Annotated in this window: 20 protein-coding genes; 5 read left to right on the forward strand and 15 right to left on the reverse strand. The window is 58.3% G+C overall.

Features of this window, described 5'->3' with window-relative positions:
* Positions 1-474: 474 nt before the first annotated feature.
* Together P9L99_19295 and P9L99_19300 are read left to right on the forward strand one after the other, a co-directional pair.
* The gene (locus tag P9L99_19295) at positions 475-1,578 is read left to right on the forward strand and encodes a hypothetical protein (protein MDP8225515.1); all 1,104 of its coding nucleotides are present in this window, start codon (positions 475-477) and stop codon (positions 1,576-1,578) included.
* Entirely contained in the window at positions 1,575-3,770 is a 2,196-nt protein-coding gene (locus tag P9L99_19300) for a thiolase domain-containing protein (GenBank protein ID MDP8225516.1), read from the forward strand. The genes P9L99_19295 and P9L99_19300 overlap by 4 nt, the downstream gene beginning before the upstream one ends.
* 57 nt (positions 3,771-3,827) lie before the next feature.
* Here the strand turns inward: P9L99_19300 and P9L99_19305 are convergent, their stop codons facing one another.
* The 4 genes from P9L99_19305 to P9L99_19320 all read right to left on the reverse strand — a co-directional run bounded on the left by P9L99_19305 (position 3,828) and on the right by P9L99_19320 (position 8,719).
* Entirely contained in the window at positions 3,828-5,045 is a 1,218-nt protein-coding gene (locus P9L99_19305) for a PQQ-binding-like beta-propeller repeat protein (protein MDP8225517.1), read from the reverse strand.
* 294 nt (positions 5,046-5,339) lie between these two features.
* Entirely contained in the window at positions 5,340-5,747 is a 408-nt protein-coding gene (locus tag P9L99_19310) for a cobalamin B12-binding domain-containing protein (GenBank protein ID MDP8225518.1), read from the reverse strand.
* 30 nt (positions 5,748-5,777) lie between these two features.
* A complete protein-coding gene (locus P9L99_19315; protein ID MDP8225519.1) occupies positions 5,778-7,409 on the reverse strand; it encodes a methylmalonyl-CoA mutase family protein in 1,632 nt (543 codons plus the stop codon).
* The gene (locus P9L99_19320; protein MDP8225520.1) at positions 7,406-8,719 is read right to left on the reverse strand and encodes an outer membrane protein transport protein; all 1,314 of its coding nucleotides are present in this window, start codon (positions 8,717-8,719) and stop codon (positions 7,406-7,408) included. Before P9L99_19320 ends, P9L99_19315 begins: the two co-directional genes overlap by 4 nt.
* A 235-nt stretch (positions 8,720-8,954) precedes the next feature.
* Between P9L99_19320 and P9L99_19325 the strand changes: the two genes are divergently transcribed.
* A complete protein-coding gene (locus tag P9L99_19325; protein ID MDP8225521.1) occupies positions 8,955-10,193 on the forward strand; it encodes a hypothetical protein in 1,239 nt (412 codons plus the stop codon).
* Here the strand turns inward: P9L99_19325 and P9L99_19330 are convergent, their stop codons facing one another.
* The 5 genes from P9L99_19330 to P9L99_19350 form a co-directional block, all read right to left on the reverse strand.
* Positions 10,194-11,429 carry a mandelate racemase/muconate lactonizing enzyme family protein gene (locus P9L99_19330; protein MDP8225522.1) on the reverse strand — a complete coding sequence of 412 codons (1,236 nt, stop codon included), beginning with the start codon at positions 11,427-11,429 and terminating at the stop codon, positions 10,194-10,196.
* Positions 11,430-11,535: 106 nt separating this feature from the next.
* Entirely contained in the window at positions 11,536-12,717 is a 1,182-nt protein-coding gene (locus tag P9L99_19335; GenBank protein ID MDP8225523.1) for a thiolase family protein, read from the reverse strand.
* Positions 12,718-12,849: 132 nt separating this feature from the next.
* On the reverse strand, positions 12,850-13,251 hold the full coding sequence (gene mce, locus P9L99_19340) for a methylmalonyl-CoA epimerase (GenBank protein ID MDP8225524.1): 402 nt from the start codon (positions 13,249-13,251) through the stop codon (positions 12,850-12,852).
* A gap of 12 nt (positions 13,252-13,263) precedes the next feature.
* Complete coding sequence (locus tag P9L99_19345) at positions 13,264-13,914, reverse strand: MBL fold metallo-hydrolase (GenBank protein ID MDP8225525.1); 651 nt, start codon at positions 13,912-13,914, stop codon at positions 13,264-13,266.
* Between the two features lie 20 nt (positions 13,915-13,934).
* Positions 13,935-14,540 (reverse strand): lactate utilization protein, encoded by a 606-nt coding sequence (locus tag P9L99_19350; protein MDP8225526.1) that lies wholly within the window; start codon positions 14,538-14,540, stop codon positions 13,935-13,937.
* A 101-nt stretch (positions 14,541-14,641) separates the two neighbouring features.
* Between P9L99_19350 and P9L99_19355 the strand changes: the two genes are divergently transcribed.
* A complete protein-coding gene (locus P9L99_19355) occupies positions 14,642-15,184 on the forward strand; it encodes a hypothetical protein (GenBank protein ID MDP8225527.1) in 543 nt (180 codons plus the stop codon).
* Here P9L99_19355 and P9L99_19360 read toward each other — a convergent pair.
* Positions 15,151-16,497: a YihY family inner membrane protein gene (locus P9L99_19360; protein MDP8225528.1), complete on the reverse strand. Its 1,347-nt coding sequence runs from the start codon at positions 16,495-16,497 to the stop codon at positions 15,151-15,153. The two genes, P9L99_19355 and P9L99_19360, sit on opposite strands and share 34 nt — an antisense overlap.
* A gap of 126 nt (positions 16,498-16,623) precedes the next feature.
* Here P9L99_19360 and P9L99_19365 point away from each other — a divergent pair, with 126 nt between their 5' ends.
* Positions 16,624-17,556 (forward strand): hypothetical protein, encoded by a 933-nt coding sequence (locus P9L99_19365; GenBank protein MDP8225529.1) that lies wholly within the window; start codon positions 16,624-16,626, stop codon positions 17,554-17,556.
* On the opposite strand, the gene P9L99_19370 is transcribed toward P9L99_19365, so the two are convergent.
* The 5 genes from P9L99_19370 to P9L99_19390 form a co-directional block, all read right to left on the reverse strand.
* Positions 17,553-18,827: a hypothetical protein gene (locus P9L99_19370; protein MDP8225530.1), complete on the reverse strand. Its 1,275-nt coding sequence runs from the start codon at positions 18,825-18,827 to the stop codon at positions 17,553-17,555. The two genes, P9L99_19365 and P9L99_19370, sit on opposite strands and share 4 nt — an antisense overlap.
* The gene (locus tag P9L99_19375) at positions 18,824-19,606 is read right to left on the reverse strand and encodes an inositol monophosphatase family protein (GenBank protein MDP8225531.1); all 783 of its coding nucleotides are present in this window, start codon (positions 19,604-19,606) and stop codon (positions 18,824-18,826) included. The genes P9L99_19370 and P9L99_19375 overlap by 4 nt, the downstream gene beginning before the upstream one ends.
* A 66-nt stretch (positions 19,607-19,672) precedes the next feature.
* Positions 19,673-20,869, reverse strand: a complete 1,197-nt coding sequence (locus P9L99_19380; GenBank protein ID MDP8225532.1) for a 2-hydroxyacyl-CoA dehydratase family protein — start codon at positions 20,867-20,869, stop codon at positions 19,673-19,675.
* 9 nt (positions 20,870-20,878) lie between these two features.
* The gene (locus P9L99_19385) at positions 20,879-21,970 is read right to left on the reverse strand and encodes a 2-hydroxyacyl-CoA dehydratase family protein (GenBank protein ID MDP8225533.1); all 1,092 of its coding nucleotides are present in this window, start codon (positions 21,968-21,970) and stop codon (positions 20,879-20,881) included.
* Between the two features lie 80 nt (positions 21,971-22,050).
* Positions 22,051-22,875 (reverse strand): metallophosphoesterase, encoded by an 825-nt coding sequence (locus P9L99_19390; GenBank protein MDP8225534.1) that lies wholly within the window; start codon positions 22,873-22,875, stop codon positions 22,051-22,053.
* Positions 22,876-22,877: the final 2 nt, after the last annotated feature.

Raw genomic sequence — 22,877 nt, forward strand, 5'->3', positions numbered from 1 at the left:
TGTCTACACTCCCTCAACTAGGCAGACCGTATCTTGGGCGAAATGATAGTCATGCTTTGCCCCGGCTGACAAGGAAAAAATCCGCCTTTTGGTAAAAAAAGCATAGGCGGCAAACGCGACGCCACCGCCCGCGCGCGCCGTAAGAATGCTCGGATTTCGTTGATTCACCGGTTTCCATTATTGCGGGTTTTCTGTAATATGCCGTTGGCGTGCAAGTTGAGGAATCGCGGTCTCGCTCCGTATAGCGTCGGTCGCCGCCTGGCCTTGCATACCAAACTAGATGCAACACCCTTCAATCCATGTGACGACGAGAGAGGACAACACGTTTGCACTTGTCCCACGGCTTTCACGTTTCGGGTCACGCCACGGTGCGTTTTCAGTTGATGCGCAACACCCGTCGATCGTTTCGTCGGGTGTTTCCTTTTTTGAACAAAGTCATGGATACCAACTCACAGGATCAGAAAGGAGCATAAGATGGGAGTCGCTGTACTGGGTGCGGGCATTTGCGGATTCGTGCCCACGTCCACCGGTCTATCGTACCGGGAAATGATCGCCAAGGCCGCGAAAATGGCCTATACCGACGCGGGACTCACCGTCGACCAAATCGACGGCGCTGTTTCGGTCGAAGAAGATTTTGTATCGGGGTATTCGATCGCCGATGAATACGTCCCCGACCAACTCGGCATGGCGCGTAAGCCCGTGTATACGATTCCCGGTGATTTCCTGCACGGCGTTTGCTCTGCCGTCATGCAAATCAACACGGGGCATTACAAGGCCATCGTCATCGAGGCCTACAGCAAGGCGTCGAACATCCTGACCAAGGACGAACTGTTACGCTTCGCCCTTGATCCCGTGTTCAACCGCTTCAACGTCACGCCGCACTACCTGGGCGGCATCGAATTGATGTCCTTCCTCGCCGCATCCGAATACAGCATGGAAGACGTTGCTGAAGTCGTCGTGAAAAACCGCGCCAACGCGCTGGGTAATACCAACGCGCCCTACGGCGATCTGTTCACGATCAACGACATCCTCGGCGCCCGCCCCGTCGCAGCGCCCTTGACCGACCTGATGATTCCCCGCTACGCCGACGGCGCAGTGGTCATCGTCTTGGGCACCGAAGAGATGGCGAACGAATACGCCCGTCGCCCGGTGTTCATCTCCGGCACCGGCTGGGGTTCGGGCAACTCGATCCTCGAACGCCGCGACCACAGTGTGTCGGTTGGCACGGCGATCGCCGCCAACCTCGCCTATGACGAAGCCCAAATCGACAGCCCCGCGGAGGAGATCGACGGATTCTTCGTCTCCGACCTCTATCCGCATCGCGAACTGATGCACCTGGAAGCTCTTGGCGCCACCCATGACGGCCTGTACGTCAATCCCAACGGCGGCAGCCAGGGCGGGGGCGACCTGTTCGAGGCCAACGGCGGCGCGCGCTTGTACGAAGCCGTGACGCAGTTGCGCGGCGAAGCCGGCGCCTGCCAAATCGATTGCGAGCGCTTGCTGGTACACGGTTGGCGCGGCGTCCCCACGGACTCCTGCGCCGTGGTGATTCTCGACGCGGAAAGGAGTGCGTCATGAACCAGAAAGTAGCCGTAATCGGCGTCGGTATGACGAAATTCATGCGCCGGGCCCAGGAATCGCCCGGTGAACTGACCGCCCAGGCCGTGCAGATGGCCCTCGACGACGCCGGGATGGATATCGACGATATCGATGCCGTGTGTCTCGGCACCGCTCCGGACGCGTTCGACGGCGTACACATGAAGGGTGAACACCTGATCGCCGGCGCCGGCGCGACAAGTAAGCCGTATATGCGGCACTACGTCGGCGGCGCCACCGGCGTGATGAGCCCCATCCACGGGTGGATGCACATCGCCTCCGGTAAGTTCGACACCTGTCTAGTGATCGCCGAAGAAAAAATGTCGCCGTGCAATCCGCACCCCGCCGGCGCGTTTTTGACGATCTTCGACCACACGCTCGAACAACCCTTGGACCTGACCTTGATCCACATCTTCGCCCTCGAAATGGCGCGCTTCATGCACGTCTACGGGTACACCGAAGAGGATCTCGCCTGGGTCTCCTGCAACAACAAACGCAACGCCTTGGATCACCCGGCGGCGCAGATCGCCGAGGATCTCACAATCGAAGACGTCATGCGGTCCAAGCTTCTGTCGTGGCCGGTCAAACGCTACGACATCAGCCCGACCTCCGACGCCGCCGTCGCCATCGTGATGACCAACGAGCGCGTTGCGCGGGCGCGCAGCCGCAAACCCGTGTTCATCGAGGGCGTCGGTTTCCGGCTCGAAACCGCTTATTGGTGCACGCGCGACCTGGCCTACCCCGACTACGTGGCCATGGCCGCCAAGGACGCCTACAAGATGGCCGGTGTCGTAGACCCGGTGAACGAAATCGACATCTTCGAGCCTTACGATCCCTTCGACTACAAGGCGCTGCATCACCTGAACGGCTTGTTGCTGGACAAAACCGGCCGCACCGTGAAGGACTTGTTGCATTCCGGATCGTTTGAACGCTCTTCCACGCACCCGCTCTGCCCCTCCGGCGGCGCGCTGGGTGTCGGCAACCCGATTGCCGCCACAGGCTTGATGAAGATCGCCGAGCTTTACCTGCAGCTTTCCGGCCAAGCGGGCAAACGCCAAGTGCAGAATCGCTGCCGGCGCGGCGTCGCGCAGGCCTGGGGCGACCTCATGCAGGCCGGTACCGTCGTGGTCATGGGTTCGGAAGGTGCGTTGCCCAACGAGTCGTCCTTCTGGAGCGGAGCCAAGCGGGCCGACCTGCCCGGCACGCCGCTCAAGAACGTCAAGAAGGTACTCAACGTGGCCGACGCGCCCGACCTGCGCTACGCCTGGGACAACGGCTATGCGCTGACCACGTATCTCGACGGACTCGCCGCCGGGAAAATCCGCGGCAGCTACTGCACGGAAACCGGCCGCATGATGATTCCATGCCGCGCGTTCAGCGAATTGACCAATCTCAATCCGGTGCACGGCTATTACGATCTGCCTGACACCGGCACGATCGAAACCTTCACCATCTCGCACGTGGATTGGGATAGTTCACCGCTGCCCGAAGGCGAAGTGGCGCTCTACGCGGTCGTCGCGATCGATGGCGCGCCGGACCACATGGGTTTGGTGCACCGCCTCGGCGAAGTCGATCCCAAAGACATCAAGATCGGCATGCGGGTTAAGGCCGTGTGGAAGAAGAAAGAGGAACGCGAGGGCTCGATTCTCGACATCCTCTACTTCAAGCCGTACAAGGGCAAGAAAGTCTTGCCGCTCAAGCAGGTCAAACCGACGGAAATGGACGCCACGACCGCCAAGGCGTGGCCGGGCAAGATTCCGTTAACCTACTTGTACACCGCCGGCATGGCCGGAACGAAGTTCTACGAAGAACTGGCCAAAGGCAAGGTTTTGGGTACCTACTCCGAAGAAAGCGACGAGGTGCTCGTGCCGCCGGCGATCTTCGACGAGATGACGATGACGCCGCTCGATCCGGTCAAGGACGCGCGGAAAATCGACGGCAAGCTGGGCTTCATCGAGTCCTACACCATCGTGTACGAAGACCGCAGCGGTCATCTGCTCGACATGCCTGAGATCATCGTTCAGGTCGGCTTCCCCGGCGCGCGCGGTACGGTGTTCGGCAAGCTGGATGTGAAACCCGGTGACGAATTTTCCGAAGGTTCGAGTGTGTCGCTGGTGAAGGTGAAGAAAGGCGCCTGCGGGCCCGATCAGATCCTCTTCCGCGTCAACAACTAACCCTAATCAACCAACGAAAAGCCCGGGGCCTCGCGCTCCGGGCTTTTTCTGCCCCGCTCAACACCCGCAGCCTTCGTCGTCCTCGTCTGACTTTTCTTTTCGGAACTCTCCGGCCACATAAAGATTGTCTTCATCATCGAGCGCTGCTTGACCGAACTCCGTTTCTTCGGCGTGCGGTCGGCGGTATTCGGTCTCCCACCGGATCTCGCCGCTCCGTGAAAACTGTACCAAGAACAATCGGGCGCGGCACAACCCCTCCCCACAGATATCCATGCGTTGACCGACAATTGTAATATTGCCAGAATCTGAAATGCGCGCGAACATCGGGAAATTGGGTTTACGGCTTTGATAAGCCCTTACCCAATCCAGATTTCCGTCCTTGTCGAACTTGAAGACCTTTGTATGTTCCGATTCAGCGCCACAGACAACAAGTTCGCCAGCCGGTCTCCATACAACATCACCGGAGCGCCCCATTTCACCGAATCCTTCCACTTCTTCGCTCCACAAGATTTCTCCACTGGCGTCGAAACGTTCAACGGTCATCGTCATTTCGTCAACTTCTCGGGCCACGACGAAATCACCACTTGGCAAAAAAGCCGCCATGCCCCAGTGGGCAGAACCGACCAGGGTGTTATGAACCAAACCGCCATCGGGATCGAAAGCGATCGCGTATATATTCTCTTCATCCAAACCCGTTCCCGTTCCGGTTGAGATGACACCGCCTTGTGCAGTCAAAGCCATTTCAAGAACTCGGAAACCGTCTACGCGTCTGCTCCAAATTTCATCTCCCGTTTTCGTCAGTCTCACGAATTCCGCGCCTTCGTCGTACCAAGCGTTGAAATACAGGTCGCCACTCACTCCGACCGTAAGATCAGCGGCATAGGCTGTAAAAATTCCCAACCTATTCACATAGTGTCCGCTAAAATCCAGAACAGTTATTGTGGGCTCGTGGTACTCAGTGCAATACAGATATTGTTGATCGTCAGCAACGCACTCGGGAAGAGCAAAGTCGGCTGTTGTTTTCCACTGTCGTTCTCCGTCGACACCGTATTTCATCAAAAAATCCAAACCTTCGACATAGACGTTCCCAGCGCCATCAGTGAAAACACTTCCATAACCAGCGTAACCTTCCGTTGTCAAACTATCATCCCAACGAGGTTCGCCATCACTGCCGAAACTGACAAGATAGGTTCCGGAATAAAAGGTTGCGAAGATTGGTTTCGGAAAAAAAAGAAGAATAACTAACATTCCCCAAAACAAAGTCCCTTTCCGCATTATACGCTCCTCAAAAGTTGCGCGACGTTGTACTCCTAACGAATAGCCTATTTCGCGCTTCGCAATTATCGACGCACGCCGACCGGTTATTTGTTTGCGCCCCTGGGTTGGCCGAATCAAAGGTGGGAAATCGGTTGATGGATCTCCTCAAATCCACACTCAGTGTAGCTAATTTATTTCGATTCTATCAAGAGGGAATCGGTATCAATACGGTTTCGGCAGACATGGCGGGGGTGACGCAAAAACGGCGGGTTAAAACCCGCCGCGAGTTTGAGCAGGAAGACGGTTTTTTACTCAGGCCAGTTCACGCTCTGCGGCCAGGCCGTTGACGAAGCCGACGATCTGCTCGATGGGCGTGCCGGGAGTGAAGATTTCGCGCACGCCGCTGTCTTTGAGCGCGGAAATGTCGACGTCGGGGATGATGCCGCCGCCGAACACCACGATGTCTTCGGCGTTCTTTTCCTTAAGCAGGCGGATCACTTCGGGGAACAAGTGATTATGCGCGCCGGATAGAATCGACAGGCCGATGGCGTCCACGTCTTCTTGGATCGCCGTGTTGACGACCATCTCCGGCGTTTGATGCAAGCCGGTGTATATCACTTCGAAACCCGCATCGCGCAGCGCCCGCGCCACCACTTTTGCGCCGCGGTCGTGGCCGTCGAGGCCGGGTTTGCCGATCAGAACGCGAATTTTGCGTTTCATTGCCTGACTCCTTGCCGAAAGCCGGCACGTCTAAAGATAAGCCGGGTCCTCGTATTCGCCGAAAACGCCCCGCAGCTCGTTGACGATCTCGCCAACGCTACCGTACGCCCGCACGCAATCGAGCACCGCCGGCACCAAATTGCCGCCCGCCTGCGCGGTCTCCTTGAGCGCCGCGAGCCCCCGCTGCAAAGCGTCGTTATCGCGCTCGGCCCTCACCTGCTGCAGGCTGCGAATTTGCTCGCGCTCGACTTGTTCGTCAATGCGCAGTGTATCGATCGGCGGTTCGTCGCCGATGGCGAAGCGGTTGACGCCGACGATCGATTTCTCGCCCGCGTCGACTTGCTGCTGATAATGGTAGGCGGCCTGGCTGATTTCCCTTTGGGGATAGCCGCGCTCGATGGCCTTGATCATGCCGCCCATTTCCTCGATGCGCTGAATGTATTCCAGCGCTTCGCGTTCCATGCGCGTGGTCAGCGCTTCGACGAAATACGAACCGCCCAGCGGGTCGATAGCGTTGGTCGCGCCGGACTCCTCGGCGATGATTTGCTGAGTGCGCAACGCGACCATCGCAGAGTTTTCCGTCGGCAGCGCGAGCGTTTCATCCATGCTGTTGGTGTGCAGGCTCTGAGTGCCGCCCATGACCGCCGCAAGGGCTTGAATCGTCGTGCGTACGACGTTGTTGGTCGGTTGCTGCGCCGTGAGGCTGCAGCCGGCGGTTTGCGTGTGGAAACGCAGCATCCACGAACGCGGATCCTTCGCGCCGATTTCCTCTTTCATGAAGCGCGACCAAATGCGGCGCGCGGCGCGGAACTTCGCCACTTCTTCGAAAAAATCGTTGTGCGAGTTGAAGAAGAACGACAACCGCGGCGCGAACCTGTCCGGGTCCAGCCCGGCTTTCACCGCTTCTTTGACGTAGGTCATGCCGTCGCCCAGCGTGAACGCCAACTCCTGCACGGCGGTGCTGCCCGCCTCACGAATGTGGTAGCCGCTGATGCTGATCGTATTCCAGCGCGGCACGTTCTCGGAGGCGAAGGCCAGGATGTCGACGATGATCTTGAGGCTTGGCTCAGGCGGAAAAATCCACGTTTTCTGAGCGATGAACTCTTTGAGCATGTCGTTTTGGATCGTGCCGCCGACCTTCTCCCACGGCACGCCCTGCTTTTCCGCCACGACCAGATACATCGCCCAAAGGATGACCGCCGGGGGATTGATCGTCATGCTCGTGGTGATTTGGTCCATCGGGATGCGGTCGAAGAGAATCTCCATGTCCCGCAGCGTATCGATCGCCACGCCGCACTTGCCCACTTCGCCGCGACAGCGCGGGTCGTCCGAATCGCGGCCGTACAGGGTCGGAAAATCAAAGGCGACCGAAAGCCCCGTCTGGCCGTTATTCAGCAGGAAGTGAAAGCGCCCGTTGGTATCCTTCGGCGAGCCGAAACCCGCGAACTGCCGCATCGTCCAGTTGCGCCCGCGATACATTGAGGGGTGTACGCCCCGCGTAAAGGGGAATTCGCCTGGGTATCCCAGGTCGCGATCGTAATCGATGTCCGCAACGTCTTCAGGGGTGTATAGCGGTTCGATGGGGGCGTCGGATACGGTCGTAAACCGAAAGGAGAGCTGCTTGGTCTGGTCAAATTTTTCTTGCCACGTTTCCTTGCTCACCACGGCCTCCGTCCATGATAAGCATAGTACATTCTTTCGATGTTGAAGTTAATCGCGCCGAGGAAGACATCGTAGCTCGACTTGTACCGACCGCGCCCATCGTCCAGTTCACTTTCGAAGGTCGGCGGCGGTGGCGGCGTGTCAACGTCGTCCTGGAATACGTGTCCGTAACCGAAGTCGATATCCATGCCGAAATAGCGGACCGTTAATCCCGTGCTGACAATATGCCTATCGGTTTCCAGGCCGCTGATCCACTCAGGGTTCGCCGTTTGTTCGAACTGGTAACCACCGTGAATCCACCAGTGATCGTTGAATTTATAGGTTCCACCGGCGCGATAATTCCACGTGTCTTTCCAGTTGAGCGGGAACTTGAAATCCTGCATCACTTCCTCCCCCTCGAGGTCGATATCGTAGTACTGCAAATACGACCAGGGGATGTACATCAGGGCCAGTTCGAAATCGCCCTTGTCCTTGTAAATGAACCGCGTGCCGACACGGTAAATGGGCGGATAGTGGATTGGCAGCGTTAAGTCGTCGGAGAAAATCCGCCCGCCAAGAAGGACGCCGTACAATTGCGGCATTTCGCCGACCACTTCGCCGAGCACCGTGACGTTGAATTCCGGCAGATAGGAGAATCCCACTTCAACCCAGTTGGGGATTGGCGCAAGCACAATACCAGCGCCCCAACTCGGCACGAATTCGGTATAGGCCAAGAATTTCGCCGTGACGTCAAACGATTGATTGCGGTCGCCCAGGACCGTAAAACCGTAGAAGTTGAGCAGCTTGAAATTCACAACGCTGCCCTTTACGCCAACGCGAATCCAATCCTTCGGGTTCCACGCCACGCCGAGCGAATAGTAAATCTGCAAGACGTTGGCTTCGATGATGTTGTAGCGCTGCGGCCCTTTTTCCGGCCAGCGGTTGGTCACGCCGTAGGGCCCGTAGACGGCGAAGCCGAAGGTCCACGAATCCAACCCGAAGTCGCTGGATATGCCCATGAACTGAATCGGGTCGAAGGGGTTGGAGTTGCGAACCGCCGGCAAGTAGGGCTCACGGCGGTAATACGTGTGAAAAACATCGAACGCGGCGTTGCCGTATATATTCGTGCCGTCCAGTTGCGCCAAGTTGGCCATGTTCACGTAAAAACAGGCCAGATCAGTGCCGCCCGCAATGGCCGCACCGCCGCGGGCGAAGTTACGGGCGCCCACTTCCGGGTGGAAAAATCCACTGGCGGAAGCGCCGCTCGGTAACAGAACAACACATGAGAGAAGTAGAACACCGGCAGCATGTAGGAAGGCTCGCCGTCGCATCAAATCCCCTGTATGACATGCACCAACAGCATCGAAATCAAAGCCGACACGTACCGCTTATCTGTCATTCGCTGTGTAAAGTGAGAACCAGCCCTCGTCGCCAAGCGAAAGGTCCTTTTGTGTAGCACCGCCGTTCAATATTGTCAAATGTGTATCCTCCCTCCCGGAGCCGATTCATATACCGGGGCCGCGAAAAACTAGACACTGCACCGGCTATCTCCTATAGTGACCAACCATGAGCTTTTTGGACGAAGAAAAACGCGCCGCGCAAGCCGCACCAATCTTGTTGGATCTGCTGGAATCACCCGGCCGATTCAACGAGTTGTTCGCCGCTTTCCACGAAGCCGACGGCCTGATCGACGGCGACTTCCTCGACCAAGTGCCCCAGGCTCGCTCCGTGTGGGAAAAGGCCGGCGAGATCGAAGCGATCGACGAAATCCTCGCGCTGCCCCTCGCCTTTCGCGAGGCTGTATTCTTCGGTTTGCAGCGTGACGGTCATACGGAGATATTGTCTGAATGCCTACACCGCAGCGGTGAGAAATTAATCAAGAAGCGCCTCAAACGCATTCTCTTCGAGATGAAACAAGCCGGACACGCGGTCCCCGTCAAGCGAAAAGCCAAGCCGCTGTTCCAAAAAGGCGTTACGGAAACAGAACCCGGCGCTCCCTGCTTCATCTCGAACGTCGACGGCCGCAACGAGCGGATTCTCATCATCAACGAAGCCACACGTCGCGGCGTGCGCACTTTGCAGGTGTATGAACGCGACGGCAACACGGTCGTGCATCATTATTACGACGAGACCAGCCGCAAGAAGATGCGGTCGTTCATCAACGAGATGCGCGACGTGCGCGAAGTACCGCTGGTCGAACTCGACCTCGTATTGGCCCACTTCTTCCTCGGCAAACTTCGCCGGCGCATGGATGGCGTCGACAGCCCCGTGCCCTCCGGTTTCACGACCGCGGTCGCCCGACTGACGCCGCCGCCCGACGTGCCGACTGCGCATCCGTATCGTTCGTTGATTGACGCCGAACGGGTTCTGGCCCGTCTCGGCGAACTGCAGGCCAGCGAAGCCCTGCACGGCGAACCCGAATTCCGTTATTGGATGTGCGACCGCGACACGTTGCAGTCTTTTCAGTTGGCCTTGCAAGACATGGACACGACCGGCTTGGCGATCAGCGACCAGCAAAAGCGGGAACAAATTGAGACTCGCGTCGCGCGGGCCGTCGAGGGCTTTTTCACACAGGAACGACGCGACAGTTACGCCGACCGACTGCGGGACGAGGCGTTTTTCCTGGCCCGTCGCGAGGCTGTCGTGGAAGCCGAAACCGCCGCCGCCCTGGCCCTCTATCTGGATGACGAGAAGCGCCCGGTCGGCACCGTGCCCTTTTTCGCCGCCATGCTGAAAAAGGTGTTCGCGTCGCTGCTCGGAGGCCCGAAACCGGAGCCTGAATCACCTAGCGGTTTGATCCTCTAATCACTTTTTTTCTTTCTTCCGTTTCAACTCCAGAGCGGTGCGTAGCCCCTTCTCCCGAATCGTTTTGATCGCGAGACGAAACGGCGTCGCCAGGTAGAAACGCGTGGCGAACTTTCGCAGCTTCTTCTCGTCGAGATGAATACCGAGTCCCGGCTCCTGAGGTACATCGATGGTGCCGTCGCCATTGATCAGAATGGGGTCGATCACGCCTTCGCGCTGCTCGGGGATCCAGCCCGGCGGTTCGTACGGGTACTCCAAGCTGTCGCCCTTCTCCCAGGCGGCAAAGGCGTGCAGGTTAATCACCAGCCCAATGCCGGTTGTCCAGGTGTGCGGAGAAAAGCCAAGTCCGCGCTTTCGGCATTCGGTCATGATGCGTTTGGAGGTCGAAAGCCCGCCGCAAAACGTGGCGTCCGGCTGATACTTGTCGAGACATTCGTGTTCGAATAAAGGTTTGACCTCGTGCCAGTCTCCCTGTAACTCACCGCCCGAAATCGGCGTCTTGATTGCCTTTCGCAGCGCGGCCATGCCTTCCCAGTCGTGCATGTCTAATGGCTCTTCGATCCACGCGAGGCCCAGATCGTCGCACGCTTTGCAGAAATTCAGCGCGTAGTCGTAACTCCACTTCGGCGTCGGGTCGACGATCGATACCGGCCAACCCTGATTGCAATCAACTGCAATGGTGAAATGGTCGCCAAGTTCCCGGCGGCACTCTCTAAGGATCGTCACGTCGTCGCGCATTTCGGGATCCTTGACCCGTATCTTCACTGCCCGAATGCCCTTGGCGCGGATCTCGTCCAAATACGCCGCGCGATCGGCAAACGCGCGAACTTCGCCGCTGGAGGCGTACACCGGAGCGTTCGTTACCGTCCGCACGTCGTCTTGCAGCAACTTGTAAACCGGCAGACCCCGAATTTTGCCGATCAAATCGTAAAACGCGGGCTCCAGCCACCAATTGCGCCAACCAAGATATGACGCCTCCCGAATGCGCTGCCGAACCGTCGGCAAATCTTCCGCATCCAGACCAAGCAGAAATCCGCCGAGCAAATCGCCGAGTCCCTCCCGCTCGGCGCCGAAGGCCGCCCCGGCGCTGACGCCGACCAATCCGGTATCGGTCGTCAGACGCACCAAGGTGTAACGCGCATGGGTCTGCGGATAACCCGGAATCCACGATGGATAAAAAGGCGCGCGGAGCGGAACGTTCACATGAAAAAGCTCGATTCGCTCGATTTTGTGCATGGCTCAGCCTCGCTAGTCAGGAAGGAATTGGCTCTGTCTTAGCAAAATAAAACGGCCGGCGATAGGTCACTTCCACCGCCGGCCGTCATCTTGTCGAATCGTGCGCTTAGATGCGTTCCACGATAACCGTCTTGCCCATACCGCCGCCGACGCACAAGGAGGCCAAACCGGTGGTCAGGTCCCGCTTCTGCATTTCGTGCAGCAGGGAAATAATGATGCGAATGCCGGTCGCGCCAACCGGGTGCCCCAACGCGATACCGGAACCGTTCACATTCGTGATATCCCGGTCGACCCCGAGCAGCTTCTCGCAGGCCAGGTACTGGGCCGCGAAGGCTTCGTTGAGTTCGATCAGTTCGATGTCTTTGAGTTCCATGCCGGCTTTTTTGAGCGCTTTTTCCGTCGCCGGTACCGGACCGTAACCCATCAGTTCGGGTTCGACCGCTGCCACGGCATGGCTAATAAGTCGCGCAATCGGCTTGAGGCCCAACGCCTTGGCTTTCTCGGCGCTCATGATGACCATCGCCGCGCCACCGTCGTTGATGCCACTGGCGTTGCCGGCCGTCACGGTGCCGGTGCCGTCGGCTTTAAACACGGCTTTGAGCTTCGCGAGGGTCTCCGGGGTCGTACCGCGACGCGGGTGCTCGTCGGTATCGAACACAACCGTGCCTTTGCGGGTTTTGACTTCCACCGGTACGATCTCGTCCTTGAAACGACCGCTATCGATAGCGGCAAGGGCGCGAGTTTGGCTGATGGCCGCCAATTCATCTTGATCTTCACGGGTGATATCGTGTTTTTCGGCCAGGTTTTCGGCCGTCACACCCATCAAGAAATGGCCGACCGGGTCTTCGAGGCCTTGCATGAGCATGTCGACGCACTTTTTCGTCCACATGCGTGCACCCCAACGCATATCGTACAGCGCGAAGGGTACACGGCTCATGTTCTCGACGCCCACGATCAACACGGCGTCGTGCTCGTCCAACATGATTTGTTGCGCGCCGAACACCATCCCCTGCATGGAACTGGAGCACTGCCTTTGAATGGTGCAACCCGGGACATAAAACGGTACGCCGGCCTCTAAACCGATGCAGCGTCCGATGTTGATCTCGTCCGACCGCATCATGCACTGACCCGCGATGACGTCCTGCAGTTCGGCCGGATCGATACCGGCGCGTTTGATCGCCTCTTTGGCGGCAATCACACCCAACTGCAACGCCGACACGTCTTTGAGTCCTCCGCCGAAACTACCGATTGCGGTTCTTACTCCGCTGACAATCCATACCTCTTTCATCCTGCCTCCCGAATGTATTGGCTTTCGTGTTATTTACGGTTACTCCAAATCTCAATTTGTAAGGAATTTTGCGATGCGTAGTTTACGCGAACCGGCTAGCGGAATCAAGAAACAATAGTGTTCGCGGCGGTTTTACGCTTTTTGACTCAACTCCACCAATACGCCGCCGGTACTCTTTGGATGCACAAAGGCTACCAGCATTCCGTGTGCGCCGGGACGTGGTTGTTCATCGATCAGCCGCACGCCCTGCTCTTTCATGTGCGCCAGTGCGGCGTGGATATCCTCCACTTGAAAACAGATGTGGTGGATGCCCGGGCCCCGCTTTTCCAGCGCCTTGGCGATCGGGCTGTCCTCGCTGGTGGGCTCCAGGAGTTCGACGTTTGTCTCGCCCACCGGCAAAAACGCCGTCTTGACCTTCTGGGAGGGCACTTCCTCCGCGTGCGCCACCTCAATGCCCAGGCCTTTCGCCCAGAATTTCAGCGCTTCTTCGATATTCGGTACCGCGATTCCAATGTGGTCCACGATTTTCAGCATGACGACTCCCGTTTAGTAACGGTGACGCAAGACGATGATCTCCCGCGCCCCCGGTAGTCTATCGGCCGACACTTCGATCTCATCGGCGTCAATTTGCTTCACGTTTTCCTTGCCTATCAGAAATTCGGCGACTTCCGCGATCGGGAAACCGCATTTATCGGTTTTGAAGTGCATGGGCAGGACAATCTTCGGGTTGATGCGCTCGACGGCGTCGGTCGCCTGCAGGGGATCGACCGTGAAGTATCCCCCGACCGGCGTCATCAACGCGTCAACCTGGCCGATCGCTTCGATCTGATCGTCGGAGAGAATGTGGCCCAAATCGCCCAGGTGGCACAGGCGAACTCCGTCCACTACAAACACAAATATCGTGTTGGTGCCGCGCTCGGCCCCCTCGTTCTCGTCGTGAAAGGAGTTGACGGCCGTAAAGTGGATCCCCTTGGCCTCGCCGCCATCACGAATGACAACAAAGTCGTTCTGGAAACCATCGGTGAAATTGTGGTCCGCGTGATCGTGGCTGATCGTAACGATATCCGGCTGATCGGTAATTTGCTGGTACCCGATGCCCCCGCCGAACGCTCCCGGCTCGTAAGGATCGGTTACGATAACGGTGCCGTCATCGGCGGTTACCGTGAAACTTGAGTGCCCGTTCCAACGAATCTTCATTTCGTGTCCCCCTTATTTCTTTACAGTCCCAAATTGGCTCTCACCAACCAAACGTCGACCCGCATACCGAAACTCGGCCGTTCGATGATTAACGTGCTGCGGCAAATACGGCTCGGCGCGCGGCAATCGTGACAACGGCCGTCCGACGTGCACGGCGTGCTCGCATCAAGTTGCCTCGCGCGTTGCGGCGCTGCAACCCGCTTTACGCGCTGCAGAGCCGCGTCCAGGTTACGAACGATTTTGTTTTCGCCCAAGACAAAAATAACTTCGCGCGGACCGAATACCGCGGCCGCCAGGCGGTTTCCGACGCCATCGACTATGACCAGTTGGCCATCAATCGTCGCGGCATTGGCCGACGTGAGAAACAAATCCGCCCGCCCCTGCGCCAAACGCTCTTGCCATTCTTCTTCGCTGGAGAGCCCCGGTCGCCAATGGTTGTGAAAGTGTACGTCCGCGTCCTCGGCCACGACATCCAACTCCAACTCGCGCAACGTCGCACTGCCACCGAAGCCCACAGAATCGACTTTTGCCAAGCGCTCGGCAAATGCGGCGCGCACGTCGGCGGCCTTTTTAAAGATAAGGGTCTGGAAGCCGTTCTCCTTGAAAGACCGCGCCGCGACGTTCACGTTGGCCAAAGTCGCTCCTTGGATTGTTCGCCCTTTTTTAGCAGCGCAACGCCGCTTGAACAAGCTTGCCGTCGCCCAGAGCCTCCGCTATGCTTCGCCGCATGACACAACAAGAAATCGGTACAACGCGGAAGAAAGTAAGTCTCATTATCCTGGGCGCCTTGATCGTCGCGGCGGTTATCGTCTTCGTCGCCATGCCCAAAGGCGCCAAGAGTCTCGTCGACGACACCAACGGCGACGGCAAGGCTGATTTGTGGGCGTGGACAGACGAAGAAGGCCGCATGACCCGCCTGGAGAAAGACCGAAGCGGCGACGGGAACGTCGATTGGCGGGAGTTGTTTTCCTTGGACGAAGCAACCGGAGCCGAGCGACGAGAGAAGATCGAATCCGATACCAACAACGACGGCCGGTTTGACACCACGATGTTCTTCGTCGCGGGTAAAGTGTCCCGCATCGAGCACGACCGCAACGCCGACGGGAAAATCGACATGAATATGTATTACGACGATCCCAACCGGCCGCCCGCGCGAACCGAACGCGATGAGGATTTCGACGGCGAATTCGAATGGCAGACGACGCGACAGGAAAAGGGGCCTGAGACCAAGCCGGCTCAAGCGTCTCCGAAGTCAGGCGGTAAATCCTGATCGCTGCGCGCGATTAACTCCAGGATCGTCGTTTTCTCGTATTCTTCGGTCGCGGCCCTTTCACCGTTTTCTAAAATATCGACCGCCAATTTGTCCAACCTATCCAAGCCGCGTTCCGGCTCGGCGCCCGCCCCATCTTGATACACCGCGACCACAACTTCACCAAGCCGCAAGACATCCAACGATTTGCCCGGCACGAAGCGCATATCATCTTCGACCTCGCATTCCACGGCCTGGATCAAACCGCCGCGCATGAGTTGATCGATCAACTGCTCGGCAAGTTCGTTGGGAATCCGAAAACGATCTTCCAATTCCGTCAACGTAGCCGGTCCCTGCCCGGCATGAAATCGGCGGGCCACAAACACCAGCACCCGCACCGCCAAGTGAACCTTCTCTCGAGCTGAGGGCCGTACGAAAGCGCGATTGAGCACCAAAGTGTAGTAGTTGTGGTGTACGTACGATATCTCCACGGCCAACAGCACGATTACCCACGTGATGTACAGCCAAACTAAGAAAATCGGCACCAACGCCAACGAGCCGTACACCGCGTTATAGGTGATCGACTTCGCTGTCGTGTGTGTAAAGACGATTTTACCGATCTCCCACAGAGCGCCGCCGACGACGCCGCCCACCATTGCACTGCGGATTTTCACTTTTGTGGCGGGGATCACTTTCAACATCAGCATGAACGCGAAGACCGTGAACAGATACGGCAGAATGCCGAACATAAAGCGGGTAAGGAATCCGACTTCAATCAGGGGATTGTCGTTCAGGATCGCGCGAAGCTTGCCCGAAACCAGGAAGCTCATGGCAAACAGGATCGGCCCCCACAACAGCACGTTCGTGAAGGTCATGAAGCGAGACATCATGCCGCGCTGCTTGGTGACGTTCCATAACGCGTTGAAGTTTTTCTCGATGTTGTCGAACAGCATGATCGACGTGATCAGCAAAAACAGAGCCGAAAACGCTCCGAGCGTTTTCGTGTTGGCCGTGAATTGGTTGATGTACGCCAGAATCTCGCCCGATTTCGCCGGCACGATCTGGCTGAATAACCAGGCCTGAACCTGGTCTTTGAACGCGGCGAACTGACTAAACGCGCTCATCACCGAAAACAGCACAGCCATCAGCGGCACAATCGCCAGCAACGTCGTGTACGCCATCCCGGAGGCACGCACGACCACCGTGTCTTTCGCAAACTGAATGCGCAGTTCGTTCAAGAAGCGCAACACGTTGACCAGCATGCGCCTCCAGCGATTTTTCTCGGAGGAGCTCATATCGTACAAATTGGCGAAAAAGTTACGAATACCGCTCATGTGCGCCGACTCTCTTTTTGGTTTGGAACATCGATACCGTTCACCGGCCCCCCGGTCAAGTGCGTTTGCCTTGACACATCGGCGATGAGGCCGATACGGTGAGCCCCCATCACGCTGGAGGAAGCGGTGAAGCGTTATCATTGGCTGATTTGCTTGAGCTTGATCTTCTTGGCGTTCGGGTGTGCGTCCGTGCCGGAACCGCCGGCTAAACAGCACCTGACGATCCTTTATTTCGGAGACTTGGAAGGACACCTAGCCGCGCATCCGACCGCCGACGGTCGTACACTAGGCGGAGTGGCGCGTTTGGCCTCCTTGATTGAACAGGTGCGTTCGCAAAACGATCGGCGCAACGTTCCGACGCTGCTTTTCTACACCGGCGGTTGCTTGTCCGGCTCCCCCATCAACGAGAAATTCCGCGGCAAGGCTACGGTCCGCATCCTCAATCAACTGGAGATCGCGGGCACGGTCGTGGCGCCGGCCGACTTACGGTATGGCCGGAAATATTTCGACGAATTGGTCAAAGAAGCGAAGTTCCCCTGGATCGTGAGCAACCTACGCGGCAAGCGAAACGCCAATCCCTGGTTGCCGCTGGGCTTCGCCCGCATCCTGCCCAATGGACTGATCTTCGGCGTGGTGGGCGTTACCTCACCGGCCGTCCTGACCCACTGTTCCGAAAGTGAAGCCTATAACCTGGCTGTAGATACCGAGACGCTGCCCACCAAAGTCGCCGCGGCGCGCACCGGTTCGCGTGACGGCGTCAACGTCATTCTCAGTCAATGCGGTCCGGAATGTGACGAGCAGTTAGCCGTGGACATCCCCGGAACCGACGTCATCATCGCGCCCGGCGAGTCCATGACGAAAACCGAACTCACCGGCGGTATAACGCGCGTGACATCGGGAGTGCGCGGCGAGCACTTGGGTCGGCTGGATATCGAAGGCTTCGGCCGCACGATTTTAATCCTGCGGCACAAGATTTACGATATCACTCCCGACCTGCCGGAAGATCGCATCACCAAATCTCTGGAAAACGGGTATTTGAATCGCCTGAAAAACAATTAGTCGCAGAGTATCTCGCGGATCGCCCGCTTCACCACCGGGCCGGTGAGTTTCGTAAAGGCTTCGTGCGCCGGTTCGGTGACCAGCCGCGCAATTTCCTTGCGCTGCGCCTCGGGCATCGTGGCGGTCTGCTCCAACGCCTGTTCGCGGATCGGTCCGACAAGTTGCCCTTCCATGCTTCGCATCATGTCAATCAACAATTCCTGCGACAGTTCATCGATCACCTGCTTTTTCCACGCGTCGTCGAGCGCCTCCCCTGTCAACTCCGGATGGTCGCCCGCGAAGCGAGTTTTCGCTACTTGGCTGCCGGCGGCCGCGCGGATTTTTCCCGGTAGCTCGCCGGTCATCATTGCCGCGTGGACGTTTTCTCGCATCGTATCGCCGGCGAGTTCGAAAATCTGTTTGAAGCTCGCCAGACAGGTTTCTCGCAGCTCAGCTTTTTGCACATCGCTCAGCGTCGCCCACTTCTCGCGGCTTGTTCCGAGCAACACGCCCAGTGTATTGCGAAAACTGGTGATCAGCAGTTGTTGCATCAACGAAGGATCGCTCGCGTGGTCCCGAATGTTGGCGCTCGAGGGCACGGCCGTGTCAAAGAGCGTCGCGTCGGGAACGGTCCGCTCGAATTTTACCAGCTTGATCGTCCCCACGACATCTTCGGGCTCGCCCGCTTCGATGCCGATGAGCATGCCCGACTCCGTACCCACGCGCACGCGAATCGGCCCTTCGGACCCGGCTTTCTCGAATTCCACCGCGTTGCCGCGCCGCCGCATCTTGCGACCGTCGGCAAGATCCTGCACCCAGCTATGGCGATACGGATGTGTAGACATCTCCAGCGCCACGTCCAAGTGGGTTTCATCGAGCCGCAAAATGACGTTCGGATAGATAACCGTCGCGCCGCCCGTTTTCTCGCCGACCGGCGAAAACCACGAGACGCCCTCGAAGAACGCGTGCTGCTTGGCTAATTCGCCCTGGACCGCCGTCGCCTGCATGATGATTGCCCGCTGCTGTTTGCGGTCGAAATACACGTACGTGTGGCCGTCGAAGGTCGTGGTTGCGTTCAGCGGTTCGATATCCACCCGCATCAGGTTGGGGCTGCGAAAACGCACGCGAATGTCGAAACTCGTTCCGCCGGCCGACTCCGCCTTGTAAGAAGCCGTGAAGCCGTCCAGAGCCGCCAGCGCGGTTTTAACTTGGTCCACGGGGTTGGTCTCCGCCGCCCACGCGACACTCGTCACGAGCAGCGTCGCGAGTAGCAGAACAAACGAACGTTTCATCCCAACCATTCGATTTTTCCTATCAAGCCGCCGACAATTTCTTCATTGCCCGCCAACAGCGGCGGCGTTATCACTTTTCCATCGAAGTGATCCGCGGCGCAGAAGTTCCGCCCGTCGAAATGTCGAACCACCCCTCCGGCTTCGCGGACCACAATCACCGCGGCGGCAACGTCCCATACATGCCCGCGGCAAAACGTGAAACACGCGCGACCGTCGGCTACCAACACCATGTGCTCGGCCGTACTGCCCAGCGACCGCAACTTCACAGGCATATCCAGGCGGTATCGAAGGTGCGTGTTGCTGGGCCCGTACACGAAACAGTCGCGTTGCCACTGCTTGTCCGTGCCCACCGAAATCCGCCGGCCGTTCAAATAGGCTCCACCGCCCTGCCACGCAACGTAGGTTTCATCAAGAAAGGGATTGTGAAAAACGCCCAACACTACTTCGCAACCGATCGCCAATCCGACACAAACACCGAAGTAAGCCAGCCCTTGCCGATAGGCGTCCGTGCCGTCGATGGGGTCCACGACCCACACCGGAAGATTGCTGCGCGTTTCGGGAACCGGTCGCTCTTCGCCCAAGAAAACCGCGTCGGGTACGAGGGGCGACAAGTTTTCGAACAGAAAGTCCTCAACGGCCACGTCAGCCTGGGTGACTGCCGAGCCGTCGTCCTTCCGTTCAGTCTTCAAATGATCGCGCAGGTCCATGGCGATCCGCCCCGCCTGCCTGGCAATCCGTTCAACCGCCGCCGCGAGCTCGGAAAGTTCTAACGTTTTCATGCTTACACCATAAACCAAAAAGGACTCGCCGCAACGGCGAGCCTCGATAACATACGGAGTGACTCGCTACGAATCGAGCTTTTCGAGGAACGCTTCCAGGCGCGTGTCCACTTGGCCTTGCGACCACTGGCGCTCGTCGGCGATGTCGCCCTCGATCACGACGCCCGGCGCGCCGGTACGCTTGGTCAGCGCTTCTTGCAGATCGTACTGCCCGAGCGAATAGGCCTTGCACGACCGTGCCGAGTGCATCACGAAACCGTCGCACTGAAATTTCTTCATCAGATGCTCGAGTGTGTCCAGACGCGTCTCAAAGCCGCGGTTGATGTACGGCGCCAGATAGTTATAGGCCATAGCCTCCCACGGATCGCCCTCGGTCATGTCCTTTTCCATACCCCAACTCGCCGTGTACGTGGCGGTAACCAGCGCCGCGCCGCGTTCGGCAAGCTTTTCGGAAAGATGCTTGACCGCGTACCACATCGGGATGTTGTCAAACAGCAACCGATGCCGTTCGCCTTCCACCGCCGCCACACCTGCCGCCTGCATTTCCTGCAATTCGGCCAGCAGCGTGCGGTAGTAATCGACGGTGCGTTGGTCGCCCCGCAAGGTGACGATTGGAGCCATTTGGAAAAAGGCGTCGAAGCTGCTCATCGGCGCGGGTTTCGAGGCGCAGAGATCCAGGCATTGCATCCACAGATCGATGGCGTCGCGGGAGAGCTCGAGGACGTGCGTAAACTTTTCTTCGTCGAAGGTCTTGCCCGACACTTCTTCGAGGACCGGCACCGCTTCCTTGAGTTGCTCGGCCACGTATTGTATCTCGGCGTCGGTGATATCCCCCTCGATGAAGGGCATATCGACCATAATCAACGGCACGCCGAATTTCTCCGCTTGAATTTCGTACCACTTCGTGACCGTCTTGCAAATGTTGTTCGCGCACACTAGCAAGTCCGGCTCAGGCAAACCCGCAATAGGGCCGCCGTGCGTTTCGGCCGCACCCACGTCGATGCGAAAGTAGGAACACAGGTCCGGGCTGTACCCCATTCCTTCGGCCACTGCGGCCAAACCGCCGCCCATTCGCGTGGCGCCGGCCATCGCGGCGTGGTTTTCCGGATAGATGGGGATGATGTCGAAGGCCTGCAGCAATTCGACCGGACCGCCGGAGGTAATCCACGCAACTTTCTGGTCGTTGTGCTTGGCGTTCTTGGCGGTCATATAGTACATCATCATCATGGTTTTCATCTTCTTGGTCGCTTGGATCTTCGCCATGATCGTCTCCTAGCTGATTTGCTCGAGGAAAGCTTCCACCCGCGTAGCGACGGCGCCGTCGGCGTTGGTCGTCACTTCGCGTTCAAGAAGCAGATTCGGAATGCCGGCTTCATCCAGCGCTTTTTTCACGTTCGGATAGTCGAAAGCCTCGGGGTCGCAGAACTTGATGCGCGTGAACACCACAGCATCCGCCGCCAAGTCATGCACCCGCTCGACCACCGCATCCGCGCGCCGCTGGCTGGCGAAGTGCAAACTGCTGCACGGCGGTGAATCCAACAGCCGCTGCGCTAAGGCGTCGATCGGATCGCCCGCCTCGGAGGCGTCGACGGCAAATGTCCGCCACCCGAGACCGAGATCGTCGCCCACGATGTGCGCGCCGGCATTTTCCATCATGTCGAGTACGTCAACCGGATCAGGCACCATGCCCACCAACATCAAACACGGCCCGTCCGGCTCGGTCACTTCGATTTCCTCGGCATACTGCTCGAGTAACGCGGCGCTCTCGTCGCCGATGTCCGCCGCCGCGCCTTTGATCGCGGTGTAAATCCGCGAGACGGGCACCGAGACTTTCCCCTCGGCCAGCTTGTCTAGAATGTTGCGCACAGCCGCGCGGAAGCGATTCACAGATTGGATCGCGCTGCGCAGATCATCTTCGGTGATTTCCCGCCCGATCCAGGCTTCCAGATCCGTTTTGACGCGCCCGATTTCGTGCCGCAGAAAAGTTGCCGCGGCTTTGCTCTCCGGGTTTTGCGTCATGCGGAAATATGCTGAGAACTTGTCCGGAAAATGCCGCCGGAAAAGCCCAGCGCTGTTTTGGATCGAATCACACGTCGCACTCGGAAACACCATGCCGTCGATGTCCGCGCCGTCCGCCAGCACGGTCTCGAAATTGGCCTTCACGACGGTGCAGACAAAAGCCGGATAGTGCGCATCGGCGCGACTCGTTTCGGTTTCGAATCCCCACCACTCGCTGGCCCGCAGACCCGCCGCCACCAGCAGTTCGTAAGGAAACCACATCGGGAATACGGCGACCAACGGCCGGTCGTCGGTTTTCTTATGCGGATTTTTCGCCATTTCGTTTAGTTTCTCGAAGGCGCTCATAAAGTACCTCGCAGGTTGTGGTCGCCGGGCGCCGCATTGTAGGCGTCCGGCAGGCGTCGTTCAAGTTCTCTCGAGAAAGCTTAGTCGGCGTCGACTTTGACGACTTTTTCGCTCCAGCGGTGCTTGTTGGGGCTGATCGTCACCAGCATGAAATGGTGGTAGCCGTACACGGGAATCAACTTGCCGCCCCCGCCGCCGGTGATGAAATAGGTCGCGTTGTCCTTATCGATGCGCTCATACAAATGCTCGTGGCCGCCAAGCACAACGTCCGCGCCCAGGCGTTCCAGTAGGCTCGCGATTTCCGGCTTGTCGCGCCCGTATTTGTGCGTGACGTCCCGTTCCATCGGCTTAGACCGCCACACCGGGCGATGCACGACGAAAAACAATAACGGGTCGGGCCCGGCTGCGAGTTCCGCGCGCCAGGGTTTTCCGTTCAACCAGGCGGTTTGTTCCTCGCCAAGTTTGTAATCCGCGTATCCGTCGGCGAACTGTTCGCTGTCGAGTAACACCAGCCACAAGCCCGGTTTGGCGACCACCTGCCGCCGCGTCGTGAATCGCGTGTCGAAGCCTTCGCCCATTGTCTTGCTGTGTAAGTCGTTATTGCCGATCACGGCGTGGATCGGCGTCCCGGCCTCGGTTATCGGCTTGACCAGCTCATCGAACTCCTGCCAGCGCTCCTGGCCGCGACCGGCAATCAAGTCACCGACAATCACCACGAATTCCGGCTTCGCGGCGGCGATCTCCCGCACGATCTTGTGGCTTACCGGCTTGTACCCCTTGCCCCCGTCCGGTTGCTGAAAATCGCCCACGACGGCGAAGGTGTAGGCGTCCGGGTCGGTGCATGAGGCGCAAAAAAACACGCATACCAACACGCAGCCAAGAAACATCGCGCGGTGCAACTTCATGC

Source organism: Candidatus Lernaella stagnicola (genome assembly GCA_030765525.1).
In the GTDB taxonomy this organism is placed as follows: domain Bacteria; phylum Lernaellota; class Lernaellaia; order Lernaellales; family Lernaellaceae; genus Lernaella; species Lernaella stagnicola.